Here is a 16,571-nt window from a genome sequence, read left to right on the forward strand (position 1 = left end):
CATTCGGCTCAATTCTCGTTTCTTAACATTCTGTGTAGCTGAACTTAACTGACGATCACGATATGTCGGACATCAAGTTCAAGTCGATGGCGCATTTCGAAGCCGTTGCGCGCCTCGGCGGCGTGGCGAAAGCGGCGCAGGAATTGCAGGTGACGCCTTCGGCCGTCAGCCAGCAACTGCGCTTGCTGGAGCACCAGTTGGGCGTGCGGCTGTTCCAGCGCGAAAAGCGCCACCTTTCCCTGACGATCGACGGGGAGCGGCTCTACCAGACCACCACGCAAGCCTTCGAATCCATCCGCGAGGTTCGAAACGCCATCGTTCGGCAGCGCGAGAGCTTTCAACTCAGCCTCCGGGTCAGCCCGTCCTTTGGCGAAAAATGGCTGGCGCCGCGGTTGGCTGAATTCAGCAAGGACTATCCGACCTGGAATCTGCGGGTCGACGCGACACCCAATTTTTCGGATTTCGAAACTGAGGTCATTGATCTCGATCTTCGCTACGGCGACGGGGGCTGGGCCGGCCTTTATTCGGATTGCGTGGTCAACGACCTGATCCTGCCGATGTGCTCGCCTTCTTATCTCAACGAACTACAGAGGCTTTCATCCGACCCGCGCGAGCAGCTGCGCCAGGCAAGACTGATCGACAGCGTGAAGGCCTATTTCCGCTGGGATTACTGGCTGCCGCGTAACGGTGTCCAGGGCGCGCGCATGACCTATCCCTATCGTTTCGACCGCTCCTCGATGTCGGTTCAGCTGGCGAAGGATGGAGCGGGCGTGGTTCTGGAAAGCACGTCAATTGCGTTCGAGGACCTTGTTTCGGGCGCTTTGGTGCCCGTCTCGACCGAGTTCGACGTGATAGAGTTCCCCGGATACTGGCTTGTCTGTCCTTCGCGGCATATGAACCGGCGCGCGGTGCGCCTGTTTTCCGAATGGGTGTCGCGGGTCGGCAGGCGCGACACAGACCGTGCTCGGGATTTTATGTCCGAGTTAGGGCTGCGCATATCGTTTGAACGACGGCCTCATTTCGGATTGCGGGATGACAAGCCCGCCGCCATGGCTTGAACAAGAATATCTGGCGCTCTTGCTGGATTCCACGCTCCAAACAAGCCAGTTCGCGACATAGGTAGAATAAAGTTATCTGGGGATTGGAAGCGCCGATCTCGCTTGTTTTGTTTTCGACCAGACTATGTGGGCGATCCATTTCTTCCAATGTCGTGAGCTGCTCGGCTCAGTGCAACCGTACCCCGTTGCAAGCTGTGGCCTTGAGACCCTCCTGGCTGCTCAGGACCTAACGCTGAACACCTCCGACCACACCTACAGATTCCCGTTGCGCACTGCGGAGTTCCTCGACTACGCAAACAGGCCTCCCAAGGCCCTGCGAGGTGGATTTGGCTAGCGACCTGGCTTGCAAATCACATTCATGCGCGCTAGTGTATGCAGAATTCAGTACGCAATCGAAGGCTGGCACACGGGCATGACATCTCAGACGGTCGCCTCAACTTCGAAAGATGAGCAAAATCCAGGAGACCGGGCAGGTGTGGACGCCGACACCTTTCGTGGCATATTCGGCGGGTTTCCCAGTGGCGTAACCATCGTGTCGGCAACCGACTCCGGTGGAGCGCCGGTCGGGTTGACCGTCAGTGCAGTGATGTCCCTGTCGCTGAGCCCCCCGCAGCTGGTCATATGTCTGCAATCGTCAAAATACACGCTTCAGGTCATCCGGGCCCAGAAGCGTTTCGCGGTCAATTTTCTGGCCAGCGATCAATCGTGGATCTCAGATCAGTTCGCGTTCGGTCAAGGCGATAAGTTCGGCGGCATAGATTGGGCTTTTGGCGAAACCACGGGTGCTCCCGTGATCAAGGACGTGCGTGCATATGCGGAATGTCAGGTGGATTCCCTGATTGAATCTGGCGACCATACGATTGTCGTTGGACGCCTGGTCGCCGGCGGCACAGCCGATGCTTCTCCTTTGGTTTATCACGCTCGCAATTACGCTTTGCTTTCGGCCCATCCTGGAAGCTCTCGCAGGGCACCTTCGGACCGGCCAAACAACAAGTAGGCGCACAATCGCGGCATTGCATCGAAGCTGAGGCACAGGTTTTGCCAAACCACGGATTTGAACGACCGTCGGCTTTCATGACGAACATAGCGCCGCCGTCGTTTAGGTAGGGAGCAGTGATTACCGTGCAGGAACTTGAAAAGAATGCAGCGGTTGGCGTGCCGGCTTACGCGATGGTCAAGAAGCTGATCGTTGACAGCAATTTGCGACCCGGTGAACTGATCTCCGAAAGCGACCTTGCAGAGCGTCTGGACATCGGCGAACCGCTAATCAGGGCGGCAGTGGAGCGATTGGTTGAAGATGGTCTGGTCAATCATGTAGACGCGAAGTTCCTGCAGGTGGCTGCGCTCGATAGAAAATACATCGACGATGTCTACCAGGTTAGCAAGGCCCTCGAGATTCAAGTCGCGGTACAGTCGATAGACCACATACCGGCAGACGCGGTCGAGGAGTTCGCGATGGTGCTCGAAAACATCCGACCGAACGTGGAAGCGGGCAATCCATACCCGGTTCGCGAGGCCTATGAGCATCTGCAGCGCATGTTCCTGACATACTGCGAGAACGATCTTATCTGCTTGATACTTGGACGGCTGCAGGATCATCTGAGCCGCGTCAGGCTGGCCAGTCGCGCTACCGATGACCGCCAATGGCTGCACATAGAATATTGGGTCATGAAGGACGAACTCGATGCGCTTCGTGCGCGCGACGTCAACAGGCTGACCACAACGCTTTCCGCGCATATGGACATGTTCCGGCGCTGGATACTCCAAAGCTGGATCTCACCCGATCAAGCCGAGAAAGGCTGACGGTTTCTTCGCAGGGCAAAACCGCCGTCAACCCAAAGGTCCGGCCACTCATGAATCCTGCCTCATCGCTTGAGATATCCTCGGCGTCGTTTCCTTCCTGGTTCACATGGTCGAGCTCTAAGGGATCTTCATCGAAGCGCCTCGGAGCGAAGTCTCGACGCCATCCTGTCCACAGGCGGCTCTTGGGGAAACGCTCATAACTCGAATGGAACGAACACGCTTCCCGCCCCGACTGACCGTAGCGCAGTGAACATGAAGCCTACGCCCCTTGCCCCGTCGTGAACGGTGGGGAAGTCTCCATTGTCGGGCGTGTTTCGACCTTCCGAAATTGCCCGCGCCACCGCTGAATAAATGTTGGCGAACGCCTCGAGATAACCTTCGGGATGGCCGGCAGGAATTCTGGAGGCTGCTTTCGCTCCGGCGCTGACGCCCGCGCCGGCTCGGGCAAAGACAACCGGCTGCTGCCCGGATGCCGTAAAGGTGAGTTGTTCGGGATGCTCTTGGTGCCAGGTGATCGCGGCATCGGATCCGAACACACGCAGTGCAAGGCCATTTGGACAGCCGTGAGCTATCGAGGTGGTCCAAAGGGCTCCACGGGCTCCACCTTCGAAGCGCAGCAACATGTTGACATGGTCGTCGAGCGGATTGCGCAAGCTGGCCAAATCCGCAGCCAGCGCTTCTACACGTAGCCCGCTGACATATTCGGCCAGATGGAATGCATGCGTCCCAAGCGACGCCACGACACCGAGCGCTCCTGCCTTGGTCTGGTCGTGCTGCCATTCCTTCTTGCCGAAGGCCTGCGTCTGGTACTGATGCGCATATTCCACCTGGACGGATAGGATCTGGCCCAGCCTGCCCCCGGCAATCATGTCCCTTGCCATTCGCACCATGGGATAGCCCGAATAGGTGTATGTTACTGCAAGCAATCGACCAGTCTCGGCCACCCTTGCGCTCAGGGCGCGGGCATGCTCGCGGTTCACTACTAGCGGCTTGTCGCAGATTACGTGTATGCCCTTGGCAAGAAACGCATCGGCGATTTCATAGTGGGTTTCGTTGAACGTACAGATCGTGACGGCGTCGATGCCGTCCGGGCGCTCAGCCTCGCGCGCAGCCATTTCAGTGTGGTCTGCATAGGCTCTTTGCGGGTCGATGAAGAGGTCTCGCGCGACCTGTCTGGTCCGCTCCGGGTTGCGGGAGAAGACGCCCGCAACCAGCTCCCAACGACCGTCCAGGCGCGCTGCCGAGGCGTGGCTGGGCCCGATCGAACTGCTGCCGCCTCCACCCACCATGCCCAGCCGCAGCCTTCGGCCGAATGCATCTGCCTCCGTCATCGGAGCCTCTCCAGTTGAACTTGCAATCGCGATCGATCGAGAAACAGGCCCCGTTACGTGCGCAGATCTCCGAGCGCTTTAACAACTTGGAAACAGGGGCCTCAGCATCTATCAAGTCTGATTTCTGAGGTCTGCCCAGAAGCTTTTGGAATGCGGGCGAAATGCGCGGCCAAGGCGATGTTCCGACAGCCCAAGCCCATGTCGAAAGGCCCTCTCGGAGAGCCGGATTTCAGCTCCCAGGCCGCATCGGTGGCCGGGGACGCGCCGGCTTCCGAGCCGAGCTCTCTCAACTGGCCTGCGCCATAGCCTGAAGGCCGGTGTGAACATCGATTATTTCCAACCCTGCCGCGAGCGTTTGTGTATCCAGTATTCAATCTTGAGTGAGCGTCCTGTCAAGAGAAAACATTCGTGACCTCGGCGCCTCCGGGAGCGGTTTTTAAAGGCATCTTTCTCCACTTGATGATCGGGGAGACGAACGTTGACAGCCTGAATCGCAAATTGCATACTGAATGCGATTGATCCTTCGAGTTGCGAGGTCGTGAGGGCTGGCTTGGCGGTTCCTTGAGTTGATGGACGCGAAATGACGGAAAAGAAGAACAGGCTGATCCTGCATTCGTCAGTGGCTTGGCACGTGCCCCTGATCATGGACATCGATGTGGCGCGAGCGGTCGGTTTCGACGGCATAGATCCATCAACCAGAAAACTGCGGGGCTTCCTCGATGCAGGGTTCACCGAACAGGAACTGCTCGCCAGGCTCGAAGGCATCGACATACCGGGTTTCGGCGCCGTCTTCGATATTGAGAGGGGAGGCGCGTCAGAAGCCGATTTGATGATGGAGGCGGAGTCTACCTTCAGACTGGCACACCTCGTCGGGGCAAAGGGCATACAGGTGATGACGGGCCCGGTGGATGTCCGGGCAGTTGTTGCGCATGCCAAGGGTGAGCACACTGATCTCTACAAAGGGATGCTCGGCTTTCCTCGCCAGGAGCAGATCGCGGCCACCGTCAAGAACCTCTCTCGCATCGCTGACCTTGCCGTGCAGTTCGATCTGCTTCTCTATCTTGAGCCGATGTCGTGGACGCCGCTGAACAAGATTGCCGACAATGTGGAGATCATCGAGCGATCCGGCCGCGACAATATCCGATTGATTGTCGACTATTGGCATTGTTTCACAGCCGGTGACACCCCTGATGTGGTCGCCCGTCTGAGCAAGGATTTGCTCTACGGCGTTCACATAAGCGACTCGCGTCCTTTTGCCGCCGGCATCCCGATCGAGGATGATTTGCGCGACATCGAAATGGGATCTGGTGTCATCGATCTGAAATTGTGGACGGACGCTGTCAAGGCCACCGGATATGACGACTGGTGGGGTTGCGAGTCCTTCAGTCGGAAATGGCATCAGGAAAATGCCTACGAGATCGGACGAGAAGTGCACAGGCAGATGAAGCAACTGGTGCAGGGCTAACGCTTTAGCAGATCTCGGCGCCGGTGGCTCTAGCCCGCCTGGGCTCAGGAAGACGCATCGGCTCGCGACCAGGCACGTTGTTGCCTAGCTTAGTTTGGCATCGCGACTCCTCACCCGTAGGGTGGCGCGTGCAAGCCAAATTCTGTATCCTGTCGGCTGGATGCAATCTGATCTCGGTGCTAATATGAACTCGATTTAGCGTTGGAGGTCGGGAAAATGTCGAGGCTTATGGTGGCAATGACCTTCGTCCCAAGCTCATGCGATTTTGGGACTTACGGTCACGAGCGGCTGTGGGATGAAGTTCCTGAGCGATGGAAGGCGACCTTAGCAGCGTTTTTCGTGTTGTTCCGACATTTCCGTGGAAGACCCAAAGCGACATCCAAGCCGACTTGATGAACGGCCACTTCTGAACTGCTCGCGGATCGCACCTGCCAAGCCACCGGTCAACAAGTGCATCCACTAGCACCCTTGCCAGTATTCAGCAGCCTCTCCATTATTCTTCAAGCGATTCGAGGCTCCGATCGAAAAGGAAAATTATGCAGGAGGTTGAGCGCAACATACCCTTGGGCGAGCGGGTCTATGACATCATCAAGAAGATGATCACCGATGGCGAACTACCCCCCAACCAGGTGGTGCCTGAGAGTGTTTTGGCCAAGCAACTCGGAGTGAGTCGCTCCCCCGTCAAGGCAGCACTTACCCGCCTGCAGGAAGACGGGCTGGTTGTAGGAGAAGCATGGAAGGTACCCTACGTCGCTCCGCTTGACGCGAAATATGTCAGCAACGCGTATCAGGTCCGTAAGGCTTTGGATTCGCAGTGCGCGATTCAGGCTATTGGAAACATTCCGGCCGCACGGATCGAAGAATTCGGAGTTTTGCTCGACAAGGCGCAGCAATCATTGGATACCGACGATCCTTCGCCAGTGAGGAACGCGTTTTTCTTTCTTCAAAGTATGTTGCGTGAATACTGCGACAACGATTTGCTCCGAAGCATGCAGGGCAAGTTGAATGATCATCTGACTCGTATCCGGACGATTATCCATTCCACGAATGACGGCGAATGGCTGAAGATTGAGTATTGGATGCTGAAGGATCAACTCGAGGCATTGAGATCTCGAGACGCCGCTCGTCTCGTAGCAGCCTTGAACAATCAGCACGATCAATTCGTACGGTGGCTTTTTAAAAATTGGAGCCTCTAGAAGGTCTCTGGCGATCGGTTGGCGTGGCAATATCGTCCGACATCTCTGTGGCGGCTGCGCCGCCCCTGATTGGCCCTTCACTGCGTCGAATTCGCCGTTAAAGACAGGGCACCGGCCTTGAGCGCGGTCAGAAACGGCTTTGGCTTGCGAGCTCATGCGGCGGCAGCACAGCCCGACAGAATGAGCCGGCGTGCCGTGCGCTGGCCGCCAGGGCTAGGCTCGCTTCCGCCGATCCCGCCACGGCTTGGCAACGGCCCGGTTGTTCGGGGCGCGCTATCAGTACGTGAGTTCAGCTCTACTCACCGTGCCCAATATCGTGATAACTCGAAGCATACGAGAATATTGCAGGCAAGCCTCCCGTGTGCAGGAAAACGGCCCGGTCAGATTTGTTGAGCCGCCCGCTTTGAATATCACCTACCAAACCAGAAAAGCCTTTTCCCGAATAGACCGGATCAACAAGAATACCTTCGGTTCGGGCTAGCAGCGCGGCGGTCTCTTGCGCGGCTGCCGCGGGTTTGCCGTAGTCGTCTCCGACGAATTCTGTAGAGTTGTTGATGCGCTCGGGACCCAGGTCCAGCCTAAAGCCGAGCAGTTCGGCAGCCGCGCAGCATCGGCTGGCGATTTCGTCAGGGGACTCATAGGCCTCATTACGTGCATCCATCGGATTGATGCCGCAGATTTTTACGCCATGACCCAGCAATTCGGCAGCGGCCTGAAGGCCAGCCTGTGTACTGACTTGTGAAGTGACGTATATGTGGGAGGGCAAAGGTTCGCCCAGAGTTTCGAACTGCTCCACGAGTTCAAGATAGGCTCCGATATATGCGACCGCCGCAAGGGTCAGTGCGCGCTCGGCACCCATGCCGAGTATCATCGGCCTGCGGCCGCTGGCCTCAAGCCGTGCGGCCATATCCTGCTTAGCCTGCTTTGTCGAAGCGCTGGCTTCGATCGGGACAATCGTTGCTCCGAACCGACGCGCGATCAACTGATTGCCCTGCACATGCTCGAATTGGACGTCTTTGCGCGGCATTAAGATGCACTCAATTCCAAGTCGGGCCGCGGCGGCAGCCAATTGGCGCGACTGGTTCGATTGTGAGGCAGCGCCTTGGATCACCACGTCCACGCCGCGGCTCAGCGCATCGCCCAGAATGTATTCGTGCTGGCGGACCTTGTTGCCGCCAAAGGCCAAGCCTGTGCAGTCGTCGCGCTTGAACCAGATCTTTGGGCCGCTCAGTTCGGCCGCCAGTCTGGGGCAGGGATCAAGCGGTGTCGGGAGATGTGCTAGGCTGGCACGTGGCAGTTGCGCCAGCGCCCCGGCAATATCGGCCCTTGAAACAGGTGGCACGGGATGCGACATCGGTTATCCCAATCGAGAAAGAGAGATCAGCTGAATTTCAGCTCGTTATGAAAGCCGAACGCCGGTCGAGCGGTCAAAAAGGCTGAAGCGCGATGCATCTCTGCGAAGGCGTGCCTGCTCGGGCGGGCGCCATTGCCTCTTCAAGCTGCAATACGTCGACATTCGGAGAGACAGCACCGGCGGCGGATCGCTTCTTGTCCTTTCCGGTTTCGTTACTGCAGGGTCTGTCTGGCAATGAGCAATGCCAGCAGGTCTTGTTCTTCGGCGGACAAATCCGTCAGCGGCGCGCGAACCGCCCCTGCATCAAAACCTTTCAACCGGACTCCGGCCTTGATCGCCGCCACCGCGTAGCCCTTGGCGCGATTGCGGATTGCCATGAACGGATAGAAGAATTCGTTGAGCAGGGCTTCGCAGCGGGCGCGTTCGCCGGCTCGAAGGGCTCGGTAGAACTCCTGAGCCAGGGCCGGAACGAAATTGAACACCGCGGACGAGTACGTCGTGAAGCCCGCGCCAAGATAGGCTTCCGCAAAGAGTTCTGCCGTGGGCATCCCACCAAGGTAAGTGAGCCTGTCACCCAGCTTTGCGGTAATTTGCCGGATTGCTCCGATATCACCGGTGCCATCCTTGAAGCCGATCAGGTTGGGACAGGCATCGCAAAGCCGCGCCAGCGTGTCGGCCTGGATGACGGAGTTGTCACGGTTGTAGACCATGACGCCGATATCGATCGACTGACAGACCCTGCGAACGTGCTCGTACAGTCCCTGCTGCGGAGCATCGATCAGATAGTGCGGCAAAAGCAGGATGCCGTCGGCGCCCGCCTTCTGTGCGGCCTTGGCGATGGTGACAGCGATCTCCGTGCCATAGCCGCATCCCGAAACGATTGCGGTGTCGCCCGCCGCCTCCTTGGCGGCTCGGACGACTTGCGGGACCTCTTCAGGCGTCAATGAGAAGAACTCGCCGGTGCCGCCTGCTGCGAAGAGCACCGGCGCCTCGAAGCTCGAGAGCCAGGAAACGTGCGATTTGTAGCTTTCGGGAGCGAAGCGGCCCTGAGCGTCGAAGTGGGTTACTGGAAAGGACAGCAAACCTGATCCCAGAGCAGCTTTTATATCGGTTGGCGTCATTGCATCCTCTTTTATTTGGCGCGGGTTCGAAGAAGGTGGTCAGGGGAGCGGCCATGGCGCTGCATGTGCGAATCCGGTCACATCGAGCACAGCCTTGCCGCGGAACCCGGACTGCAAAACGGCCGCGGCCGCAGCAGGCAAGGTCTCCCATGGTTGACGCAGCTGGATGCAGGTCCTGAGCGCGCCGCTCTGCAGAAGCCCGAGCAATTGCGTGAGCAGCGCCCCGACATGACGTTCGCCGATGGCGAAGCCCTGAATTGTGCCGCCGTTTTTCATCAGATGGTCCAAATTGGCGAAGACCGCGTCTTGACCTGCGCTCCAGCCCAGGGACTGCAAACTGCCGCCAGCATTGAGCAGGCCCGCTGCCTGCACGAGGGACGGGCCGCCCAAGGTTTCGATGACGAGATCTGCGCCCTTGACGTTGCCAAGGTCGGTGAACACATCATTGGCACCCAGCGAGACAAGAAGCTCGCGATCGCCTTCAGCGCGCGTAACCGCACTGACCCTGGCGCCTCCCAGACGCGCCAGTTGAATCGCAAACTGTCCGACGCTGCCCGATGCGCCGGTGATGACTACCGTTCGCCCCAAGATGGGACCGCCGCGCTTGAGAACCGCCAGAGCGGTTGTGGCGGCGGTGGCCAGCGTTGCGGCACGGCCGAGATCGACATCCGCGGGAATGACGGCGACATCCCCGCAATCGGCAATGCGACATTGCGCCCAGTCGCCGGCGGGAGCACGTGCAACCACTCGCGTTCCTAGCGGCAGCCCCCGTGCCCCGGCTCCAACCTGGCTGATCACACCTGCCGTGTCCCAGCCGGGGACAAAGCCTTCGGCAAATCCCCCATGGATCGCGCGACGCGATTCGCCGCGATTGAGCGCGATTGCGCCAACATCGATGGCGACCTCGCCCGGACCCGGGCTAGGACGGGTTCGCTCCGACAATCTCAACCCAGTTGGGGTGGCTTCATAAGCAAGCATGGGCGCATCACTCCGACAGGATGGCCCGGGGTAGCCGGGAGAGACGCTCGGGGCCGGTTTCGGTCACAACGACTGTCTCGCTGAAGGCCAACTGCGGCGTATGCAGGACGACATGGAAGACCATGTTGGGCGCGAACGACCAGGTTTGGCCCGGCGCCATGATCCGGGTGTGGTCGCTGACACGGGGCACAGCCTGATAGCCGAGCGTGTAGCCGGTGATCTGGGTGAAGACTGTCTTCAGCCCTTGGCGCAGCACCTCGCCGCGGCAAATGGCGTCGACGTCGCCCCCATTGGCGCCTGGAAGCATCGCGGCAATCTGGCGGTCCTGGATCGCGATCATTTGCCGGGCGAGGTCCACGTCCGCGGCGGCTGTCTTGCCAACGACTACTGGCCGAACAAGGCGTGCGCTATAGCCACGATATTGCGGCGTGGCCTCTACGAACACCCGCTCGCCCTGCGCCCACGGCGCTCCTGTAACCCCGCCTATCAAGGCATCCATGCCGGTCATCCGCCCCAGGATGGCGGCCCGGGTGTTGTCCGCGCCGTGACTGATGGAAACCTCGTACATTGCGGCAAGACTGTCGCGGTCGCTCACTCCGGCTTTGATCGAGCCGGCGCCGATGGTCACGATGTGATCGGCGATGTCTGCCGCACGGCGGATATATGCCAACTCAGCGGGCGACTTGATCAGTCGGTGTTGCCAGATCACGCCTGAGAAGTCGACTATCTCCATGCCCGGATTGCCGGCACGGATCTGGTTCAGCCGCGCGATCGTGAGGATGTTGCTGTCTTTCTCTATCGCAAGGCTTTTCGGGGCCAGTCTCGCAATAGCGCTGGTCACCCGAGCGTGCGAATCCTCGTCGTCGGCAAAGGTTTCATAGGACCTTGACCAGGACTGGTCGAGGAAGGTGCCGAGATCGAGTTCGCGAACGATCAGCCAGGGTTCTCCCTCCGCGGGGATCAGGGCAGCCTGGTAGCGGGCCGCGGTCGCTAGATAACCGAAAAGGTAGGCCAGATGATCGATCTGGTCGACAAGGAGCATCTCTGCCCCGCGCACCTCCATCTCGGACCGTATCGCGCGAATGCGGGCCTGGTACTCAGCCTGCTCAAAATCCAGGGGGCCGCACGTCGAAGAGCCAGCCCCGGCCGCCTGGTTGCTCATGCGGGTTCCTGTCTAGCTTGGTGCTCAGCTCGATAGTTAACGTCGGCACTGATGGGCCACATCGGCCGTTGCAAACGATGGCGATGCAACTTGCTCACATCGATGGGCGAGAGCCCCGGCGGATCTGTGGTGACGATGCGGGCGCAGCGCGGCTCGAACCAGGCCTTGAAATGCTGGCTCGATTTCAGCGCCACGATCGGAAATTGCGTGATATCGATTCCAGCCTTGATGAAGGGCCCATCATCAAGTGTCTGTCGGCGCCCACTGGACACGACCACGTCGACGCCGCCGATGCGCAATGTCGCCAGAAGACCCAGGTCGATCGTCTCGCCGGTTCCCATCGGGCTCTTTACCTGGAAGAGCCCGTTGTTGAGGCCAAGAACCTGTGCATCGGCTTTGATGGGAGGGCCGAGAAGGGCATCGGTGTGCCCGCCTAGGCGGACATTGATGCGCGCGCCGACCCCGGCAGCGGCCGCCTGCGCTACTGTGGCGGGGTCGAAGATGTGTGAAAAGCAGGACCGTGCGCCCGCCGCGATGAGAGCCGACAAAAGATGGGTCCCGTCCCCGGGGCTGCCGGCGCCGGTGTTGTCGGAAAACTCATTGATGACAATGGTGCGTCCATCTCGCATTGCCTCTTGGATCGCACCTTCAGGCGGCAGGCTCGGCACCTTGATCTGGTCCCGTCGCTCCCAAAGGGCGGCGGCGATACGCCGCGCCAGTCGCCGGGCATCATCGGTTCCATTGCGGCGGGCCACGACGACCACCGATGCACCAATGCAAGGCACGTCTACATAGGGAAAGCCGTGCATGACACGCGCGCACGCGACGTCTTCCTGCTTTTCGATCTCGGTGCAGAGGCCGTCGAGCTCGACAAATGCCGGCAAGCTTGTCGGAACGGGTGGGAACAGCATCGGGACCTGTTCGATCGCCGTTTCGAAGTCGGTTCTCGACAACACGATTTCGCAAAGACATCGGGCCGCTTCCACCCCGCGCTCGTACTGGTCGATGTGGGGATTGAGCCGCACCGGGAACAGCGCCGAGCAAAGATCACCCAGGCGCTGACGGATGTTGCCGTGAAGGTCCAGGGTAGCCACGATCGGGATTTTATCGCCGAGACGTTGACGCAGCGCGGCACACAAATCCTCCTCAAGGCTGTCAATGTCCTCCACGACGCCCGCGCCGTGAATTGACAAAAGAAGCGCATCCAGATCCGAAGCCGCGGCCTGCTCGACCAATTCCTCACGCAGCGCGACATAAGACTCGCGCCGGATCGTGCCGGATGGTGTGGCTTCAGCGTAGAGCAACGGGACGGCATCAAAGCCGAGCGCGCCGGTCTCCTCGATCAGACCACCAAGATAGGTGCGCGCACCGTGGCTGAACGAAGAGATCTCAACGCCGCGCAGGACCTGAAAATTAGCAAGCCCTGTCGGGGCAGCAAATGTATTGGTTTCGTGGAAAATCCCGCCGATGCCGACCCGAGCCATGCTGGCCAAACCCTCGTTGCGACCGATCACTGGCGAGTTTGTAAACGAGGCTGATGTACCTCCGGCTGCTGTAGATCAGCGGACGATGCTCGGTTACCGCGCCCGCCAGGCGCCGTAGTGCATACTGCATCCAATAAATCAAAATAGTCGGTTTGCCAACAGCGTTTCGGCGGGAGCTCGAAAATGACGCCAATGCTTGGAAGAGCCTGGCGATTTCGCGGCGGAAGCCGCCTTTTTTAGAGGAAATCGGGCATAGCTTCCCGGAAAATGGGCAAGAAAGGCCCTTGACAACGTCCAGGCCAGCTCCACAAAGTGTCGCCTGAACGCTGTCGCCACTTTGAGTGGGCCAGCGCGCAGACTCACTCGAAGCAAAAGCAAAAGGGGAATGCAATGACCAACAACTGGCAGGGTTACATGGTGCGTGCGCTTCTGGCCGCAACGGTGTTGTGCACCGCGGCCACAGCAAGCGTCGCGGACGACAAGAAGCTGGAGGTGCTGCATTTCTTCACGGCAGGCTCGGAGGCCGCGGCCATCGGCGTTATCAAGGATGCCTTCACTGCCAAGGGTTATGGCTGGGTCGACCTGCCCGCGACGGGAACCGACACGCTCAACCAGGTACTGCGCTCTCGCGTTACGGCCGGCTCGCCGCCTAACGCAGTGCTGATGCACTCAAACGAGGTCAAGCAGTGGGTGGACCAGGGCGCGCTCGTTGATCTGTCGCCAATCGCCACCAAGGGCAACTGGGATGAGGTGATGTCAAAGGGCCTCATTCCCCATCTGAAGCTCAACGGCGCATACTATGGCGTGCCGACCACCGTGGAGCGCACAAACTGGCTTTGGTACAACAAGAAGGTGTTCGACAAGCTCGGTCTCCAGCCGCCGACCACACTCGATGAGTTCCACGCAGTGGCCGACAAGCTCACGGCTGCCGGCGTGATCCCGTTGGCGATCGGCGGCGTCAACTGGCAGGAGGCAACTCTCTTCGAAACGGTGCTGGTGGCTGTCGGTGGCCCCGACTTCTACCGCAAGGCGATCGTGGAGCAGAACGAAGAAGCGCTCAAGAGCGACACCATGATCAAGGTCTTCGATGAATTCCGCAATATGAACAAGTATGTCGACCCGAACTACCCGGGCCGCGACTGGAACATTGCCGCCAAGATGGTGATGACCGGCGAGGCCGGCATGCAGGTCCTTGGTGACTACGTCAAAGGCGAGATGGTGCTGGCAAATCTGAAGCCGAACGCCGACTATGGCTGCGCACCGCCTCCAGGCAATGCCCAGACCTATCTGAGCGTGTCCACCGCGTTTGTCTTTTTCAAAAGCAAGAACGCCTCCGTCGAGGCCGCGCAGGATGCGTTGGCCGAGACCACGTTCGATCCTAAGGTCCAGCTGGGGTTCAACCTGAAGAAGGGAGCCACGCCGGCACGCACCGACGTCGACTCCGCCGCGCTCGATTTTTGCGCGCAGGCTTCTTACAAGGCCCAGGTGGACGCAGCCTCTCACGGCCAGGCATTCCCGGCCATTTCGCATTTCGAGGCGTGGAGCCCGGCCAAGAGCGGCATTTTCATGGACGTGGTTTCGACGTTCTTCGAGCAGCCTTCGATGACCTCGAAGGCTGCAGTCGATCAGCTCGTGAACGGACTGAAGACGATCTCCGAATAATCAACACGCTCCCAAGCGGTCGTGCCGCGGGTGGTCGCCTCACGGGACCAGCCGCGGCATGGCTATCGACCAGGGACAAATCTTCCTCATCGGTTGGCGGCAAAGCGAATGGAAATGCTATCGCTGAAGTCCGAAATCTTGACGGTGCGTCCGTCTCTCGAGACCGGGCGTGTGCGGATTTTCATCGGCAGACACGCGTCCCAGATCGCCCTCGCGCCTTCGGTCGCGATAGCGTCGATATTCGTCTATGGCTTCATGCTCTGGACGGCCTACATATCGTTCAGCGCTTCAGGGATGTTGCCGGACTATCATTGGGTCGGGCTGCGGCAGTACTACAATTTGTGGTCCAACCCGATCTGGGTGCAATCGGCGAAGAATATCTTCGTTTTCACATTTTTGTACATTCTGCTGACGACCGTGGTCGGTCTGTTTCTTGCTATACTTCTTGACCAGAAAATAAGAGCGGAAGGGGCCTTGCGGCTCATCTACCTCTACCCGATGGCACTTTCATTCGTCGTCACCGGAACGGCGTGGAAGTGGATCCTCAACCCCGGCCTTGGCATAGAACGTGTCTTGCGCAATTGGGGTTGGGAGGATTTTCGGTTTGACTGGTTGGTGAACCCGCGCTTTGCTCTCTACACCGTCGTGCTGGCGGGTGTCTGGCAGGCCTCCGGCTTCGTCATGGCTCTGTTCCTTGCCGGGTTGCGCGGTATAGACGAGGATTTGATGAAAGCCGCGCGACTTGATGGGGCAGGTGGCCCCTCGATCTATCGGCGCATAATCATCCCGCTTCTTGGCCCAACCTTCGTGACCGTTGCTGTGGTGCTGGTCCAGCAGGCGCTGCGGACCTTCGACCTTGTCGTCGCCCTCACCAACGGTGGGCCCGCCAACAGCACACAGGTGCCGGCGACCTTCATGTACAAGCAGACTTTCGAACGCTCTCAGCTAGGCGTCGGGGCGGCGAGTGCCGTGATGATCTTCATGACAATCCTGGCGATCGTCGTGCCCTATCTCTATACCTCAACCAGGAATGCCTCCGATGAGCACGCATGAAGTGGTGCTGGGGACCGGCCTTGCGCACAGGGTCACCCGCGTCATCATCTACGGCGCGCTTCTGTTCATGGCCGCCATCTATGTCTTTCCGCTTCTTGTCGTGGTGCTGACTTCGCTGAAGTCGCTGGAAGAATTGCGCGCCGGCACAATCATCGACTTTCCCACCGCCCCGACGATGCAGCCATGGTACCAGGCCATGTTCACCGCCTGCATAGGAACAAGTTGCAACGGACTGGCACCATATTTCGTGAACTCGGTGATGATGGTGGTGCCGGCTGTGCTGCTGTCGACCCCGATCGGCGCGGTCAACGGCTTCGCCCTCACCCATTTCAAGTTCCCGGGCCACAATTGGGTCTTCGCGTTTCTATTGTTTGGTGTCTTCATTCCGCTGCAGATCGTGCTCATCCCATTGGCCTATGTGATGGGTTCGCTTGGCATCGCCAACAGCGTCGTGGGTCTGATCCTGGTCCATGTGATCTATGGCATTGCCTTCACAACGTTGTTCTTTCGCAACTTCTTCGTCACCGTGCCGCACGAGATCGTCGATGCAGCCCGCATGGATGGCGCCAGGTTCCTGCAGATTTTTCGTCGCATCGTGCTTCCCATCGCCATCCCAACGGTGGTGGTGTCGGTCATCTGGCAATTCACCCATATCTGGAACGACTATCTTTTGGCTACCACTTATACCTCCGGCCTGACCTCGCCCGTAACCGTCGGGCTTTACAACATGGTGGCATCAACCACCGGAACGAAGGAATACAACGTCAATATGGCCGCGGTGTTCTTGACCGCTCTGCCAACCCTTTTGGTCTACGTCTTTGCCGGCCGTTATTTCCTGCGCGGGCTAGTCGCGGGATCCGTAAAGGGTTGAGCTGGGCCGGCCCGTGCGAGACGACCATGATGA

At 59.1% G+C, this 16,571-nt stretch carries 14 protein-coding genes; 8 read left to right on the forward strand and 6 right to left on the reverse strand.

Annotation, left to right across the window (positions count from 1 at the left end; translation table 11 throughout):
- The first annotated feature begins 86 nt into the window (after positions 1 to 86).
- The 3 genes from EN818_RS18095 to EN818_RS18105 all read left to right on the forward strand — a co-directional run bounded on the left by EN818_RS18095 (position 87) and on the right by EN818_RS18105 (position 2,861).
- Positions 87 to 1,058 carry a LysR substrate-binding domain-containing protein gene (locus EN818_RS18095; protein ID WP_245482277.1) on the forward strand — a complete coding sequence of 324 codons (972 nt, stop codon included), beginning with the start codon at positions 87 to 89 and terminating at the stop codon, positions 1,056 to 1,058.
- A gap of 412 nt (positions 1,059 to 1,470) precedes the next feature.
- Positions 1,471 to 2,055: a flavin reductase family protein gene (locus tag EN818_RS18100; protein WP_167512056.1), complete on the forward strand. Its 585-nt coding sequence runs from the start codon at positions 1,471 to 1,473 to the stop codon at positions 2,053 to 2,055.
- Between the two features lie 116 nt (positions 2,056 to 2,171).
- Positions 2,172 to 2,861, forward strand: coding sequence for a GntR family transcriptional regulator (locus EN818_RS18105; protein ID WP_135904891.1), 690 nt, complete (start codon positions 2,172 to 2,174; stop codon positions 2,859 to 2,861).
- Positions 2,862 to 3,055: 194 nt separating this feature from the next.
- Here the strand turns inward: EN818_RS18105 and EN818_RS18110 are convergent, their stop codons facing one another.
- On the reverse strand, positions 3,056 to 4,192 hold the full coding sequence (locus tag EN818_RS18110) for a Gfo/Idh/MocA family oxidoreductase (RefSeq protein WP_135904889.1): 1,137 nt from the start codon (positions 4,190 to 4,192) through the stop codon (positions 3,056 to 3,058).
- A gap of 580 nt (positions 4,193 to 4,772) precedes the next feature.
- On the opposite strand from EN818_RS18110, the gene EN818_RS18115 reads away from it, so the two are divergent.
- Positions 4,773 to 5,657 carry a sugar phosphate isomerase/epimerase family protein gene (locus tag EN818_RS18115; protein WP_135904887.1) on the forward strand — a complete coding sequence of 295 codons (885 nt, stop codon included), beginning with the start codon at positions 4,773 to 4,775 and terminating at the stop codon, positions 5,655 to 5,657.
- A gap of 536 nt (positions 5,658 to 6,193) precedes the next feature.
- Entirely contained in the window at positions 6,194 to 6,853 is a 660-nt protein-coding gene (locus EN818_RS18120; protein ID WP_127406322.1) for a GntR family transcriptional regulator, read from the forward strand.
- 295 nt (positions 6,854 to 7,148) lie between these two features.
- Here EN818_RS18120 and EN818_RS18125 read toward each other — a convergent pair whose 3' ends face one another.
- From EN818_RS18125 to EN818_RS18145, 5 genes are all read right to left on the reverse strand, one after another.
- The gene (locus EN818_RS18125) at positions 7,149 to 8,207 is read right to left on the reverse strand and encodes a pyridoxal-phosphate dependent enzyme (RefSeq protein WP_135904885.1); all 1,059 of its coding nucleotides are present in this window, start codon (positions 8,205 to 8,207) and stop codon (positions 7,149 to 7,151) included.
- A 212-nt stretch (positions 8,208 to 8,419) separates the two neighbouring features.
- Positions 8,420 to 9,328: a 5-dehydro-4-deoxyglucarate dehydratase gene (gene kdgD / locus EN818_RS18130; protein ID WP_127406319.1), complete on the reverse strand. Its 909-nt coding sequence runs from the start codon at positions 9,326 to 9,328 to the stop codon at positions 8,420 to 8,422.
- Between the two features lie 39 nt (positions 9,329 to 9,367).
- Entirely contained in the window at positions 9,368 to 10,306 is a 939-nt protein-coding gene (locus EN818_RS18135) for a zinc-binding dehydrogenase (RefSeq protein WP_135904882.1), read from the reverse strand.
- Between the two features lie 7 nt (positions 10,307 to 10,313).
- Positions 10,314 to 11,468: a Xaa-Pro peptidase family protein gene (locus EN818_RS18140; RefSeq protein WP_127406317.1), complete on the reverse strand. Its 1,155-nt coding sequence runs from the start codon at positions 11,466 to 11,468 to the stop codon at positions 10,314 to 10,316.
- Complete coding sequence (locus tag EN818_RS18145; protein ID WP_135904881.1) at positions 11,465 to 12,952, reverse strand: M81 family metallopeptidase; 1,488 nt, start codon at positions 12,950 to 12,952, stop codon at positions 11,465 to 11,467. Before EN818_RS18145 ends, EN818_RS18140 begins: the two co-directional genes overlap by 4 nt.
- Before the next feature lie 312 nt (positions 12,953 to 13,264).
- Here EN818_RS18145 and EN818_RS18150 point away from each other — a divergent pair, with 312 nt between their 5' ends.
- The 3 genes from EN818_RS18150 (at position 13,265) to EN818_RS18160 (ending at position 16,538) form a co-directional block, all read left to right on the forward strand.
- Positions 13,265 to 14,614 (forward strand): ABC transporter substrate-binding protein, encoded by a 1,350-nt coding sequence (locus EN818_RS18150; RefSeq protein ID WP_135904879.1) that lies wholly within the window; start codon positions 13,265 to 13,267, stop codon positions 14,612 to 14,614.
- A gap of 108 nt (positions 14,615 to 14,722) precedes the next feature.
- On the forward strand, positions 14,723 to 15,667 hold the full coding sequence (locus tag EN818_RS18155) for a sugar ABC transporter permease (protein WP_127405633.1): 945 nt from the start codon (positions 14,723 to 14,725) through the stop codon (positions 15,665 to 15,667).
- Positions 15,654 to 16,538: a carbohydrate ABC transporter permease gene (locus EN818_RS18160; protein WP_127405632.1), complete on the forward strand. Its 885-nt coding sequence runs from the start codon at positions 15,654 to 15,656 to the stop codon at positions 16,536 to 16,538. The genes EN818_RS18155 and EN818_RS18160 overlap by 14 nt, the downstream gene beginning before the upstream one ends.
- Positions 16,539 to 16,571: the final 33 nt, after the last annotated feature.

Source organism: Mesorhizobium sp. M3A.F.Ca.ET.175.01.1.1 (genome assembly GCF_004791945.1).
Lineage (GTDB): Bacteria > Pseudomonadota > Alphaproteobacteria > Rhizobiales > Rhizobiaceae > Mesorhizobium.

Coding starts and splice junctions, on each gene's coding strand:
- EN818_RS18095 (WP_245482277.1), top strand. CDS start 87: ATGGCGCATTTCGAAGCCGTTGCGCGCCTCGGCGGCGTGGCGAAAGCG.
- EN818_RS18100 (WP_167512056.1), top strand. CDS start 1,471: ATGACATCTCAGACGGTCGCCTCAACTTCGAAAGATGAGCAAAATCCA.
- EN818_RS18110 (WP_135904889.1), bottom strand. CDS start 4,192: ATGACGGAGGCAGATGCATTCGGCCGAAGGCTGCGGCTGGGCATGGTG.
- EN818_RS18115 (WP_135904887.1), top strand. CDS start 4,773: ATGACGGAAAAGAAGAACAGGCTGATCCTGCATTCGTCAGTGGCTTGG.
- EN818_RS18120 (WP_127406322.1), top strand. CDS start 6,194: ATGCAGGAGGTTGAGCGCAACATACCCTTGGGCGAGCGGGTCTATGAC.
- EN818_RS18125 (WP_135904885.1), bottom strand. CDS start 8,207: ATGTCGCATCCCGTGCCACCTGTTTCAAGGGCCGATATTGCCGGGGCG.
- kdgD (WP_127406319.1), bottom strand. CDS start 9,328: ATGACGCCAACCGATATAAAAGCTGCTCTGGGATCAGGTTTGCTGTCC.
- EN818_RS18135 (WP_135904882.1), bottom strand. CDS start 10,306: ATGCTTGCTTATGAAGCCACCCCAACTGGGTTGAGATTGTCGGAGCGA.
- EN818_RS18140 (WP_127406317.1), bottom strand. CDS start 11,468: ATGAGCAACCAGGCGGCCGGGGCTGGCTCTTCGACGTGCGGCCCCCTG.
- EN818_RS18145 (WP_135904881.1), bottom strand. CDS start 12,952: ATGGCTCGGGTCGGCATCGGCGGGATTTTCCACGAAACCAATACATTT.
- EN818_RS18155 (WP_127405633.1), top strand. CDS start 14,723: ATGGAAATGCTATCGCTGAAGTCCGAAATCTTGACGGTGCGTCCGTCT.
- EN818_RS18160 (WP_127405632.1), top strand. CDS start 15,654: ATGAGCACGCATGAAGTGGTGCTGGGGACCGGCCTTGCGCACAGGGTC.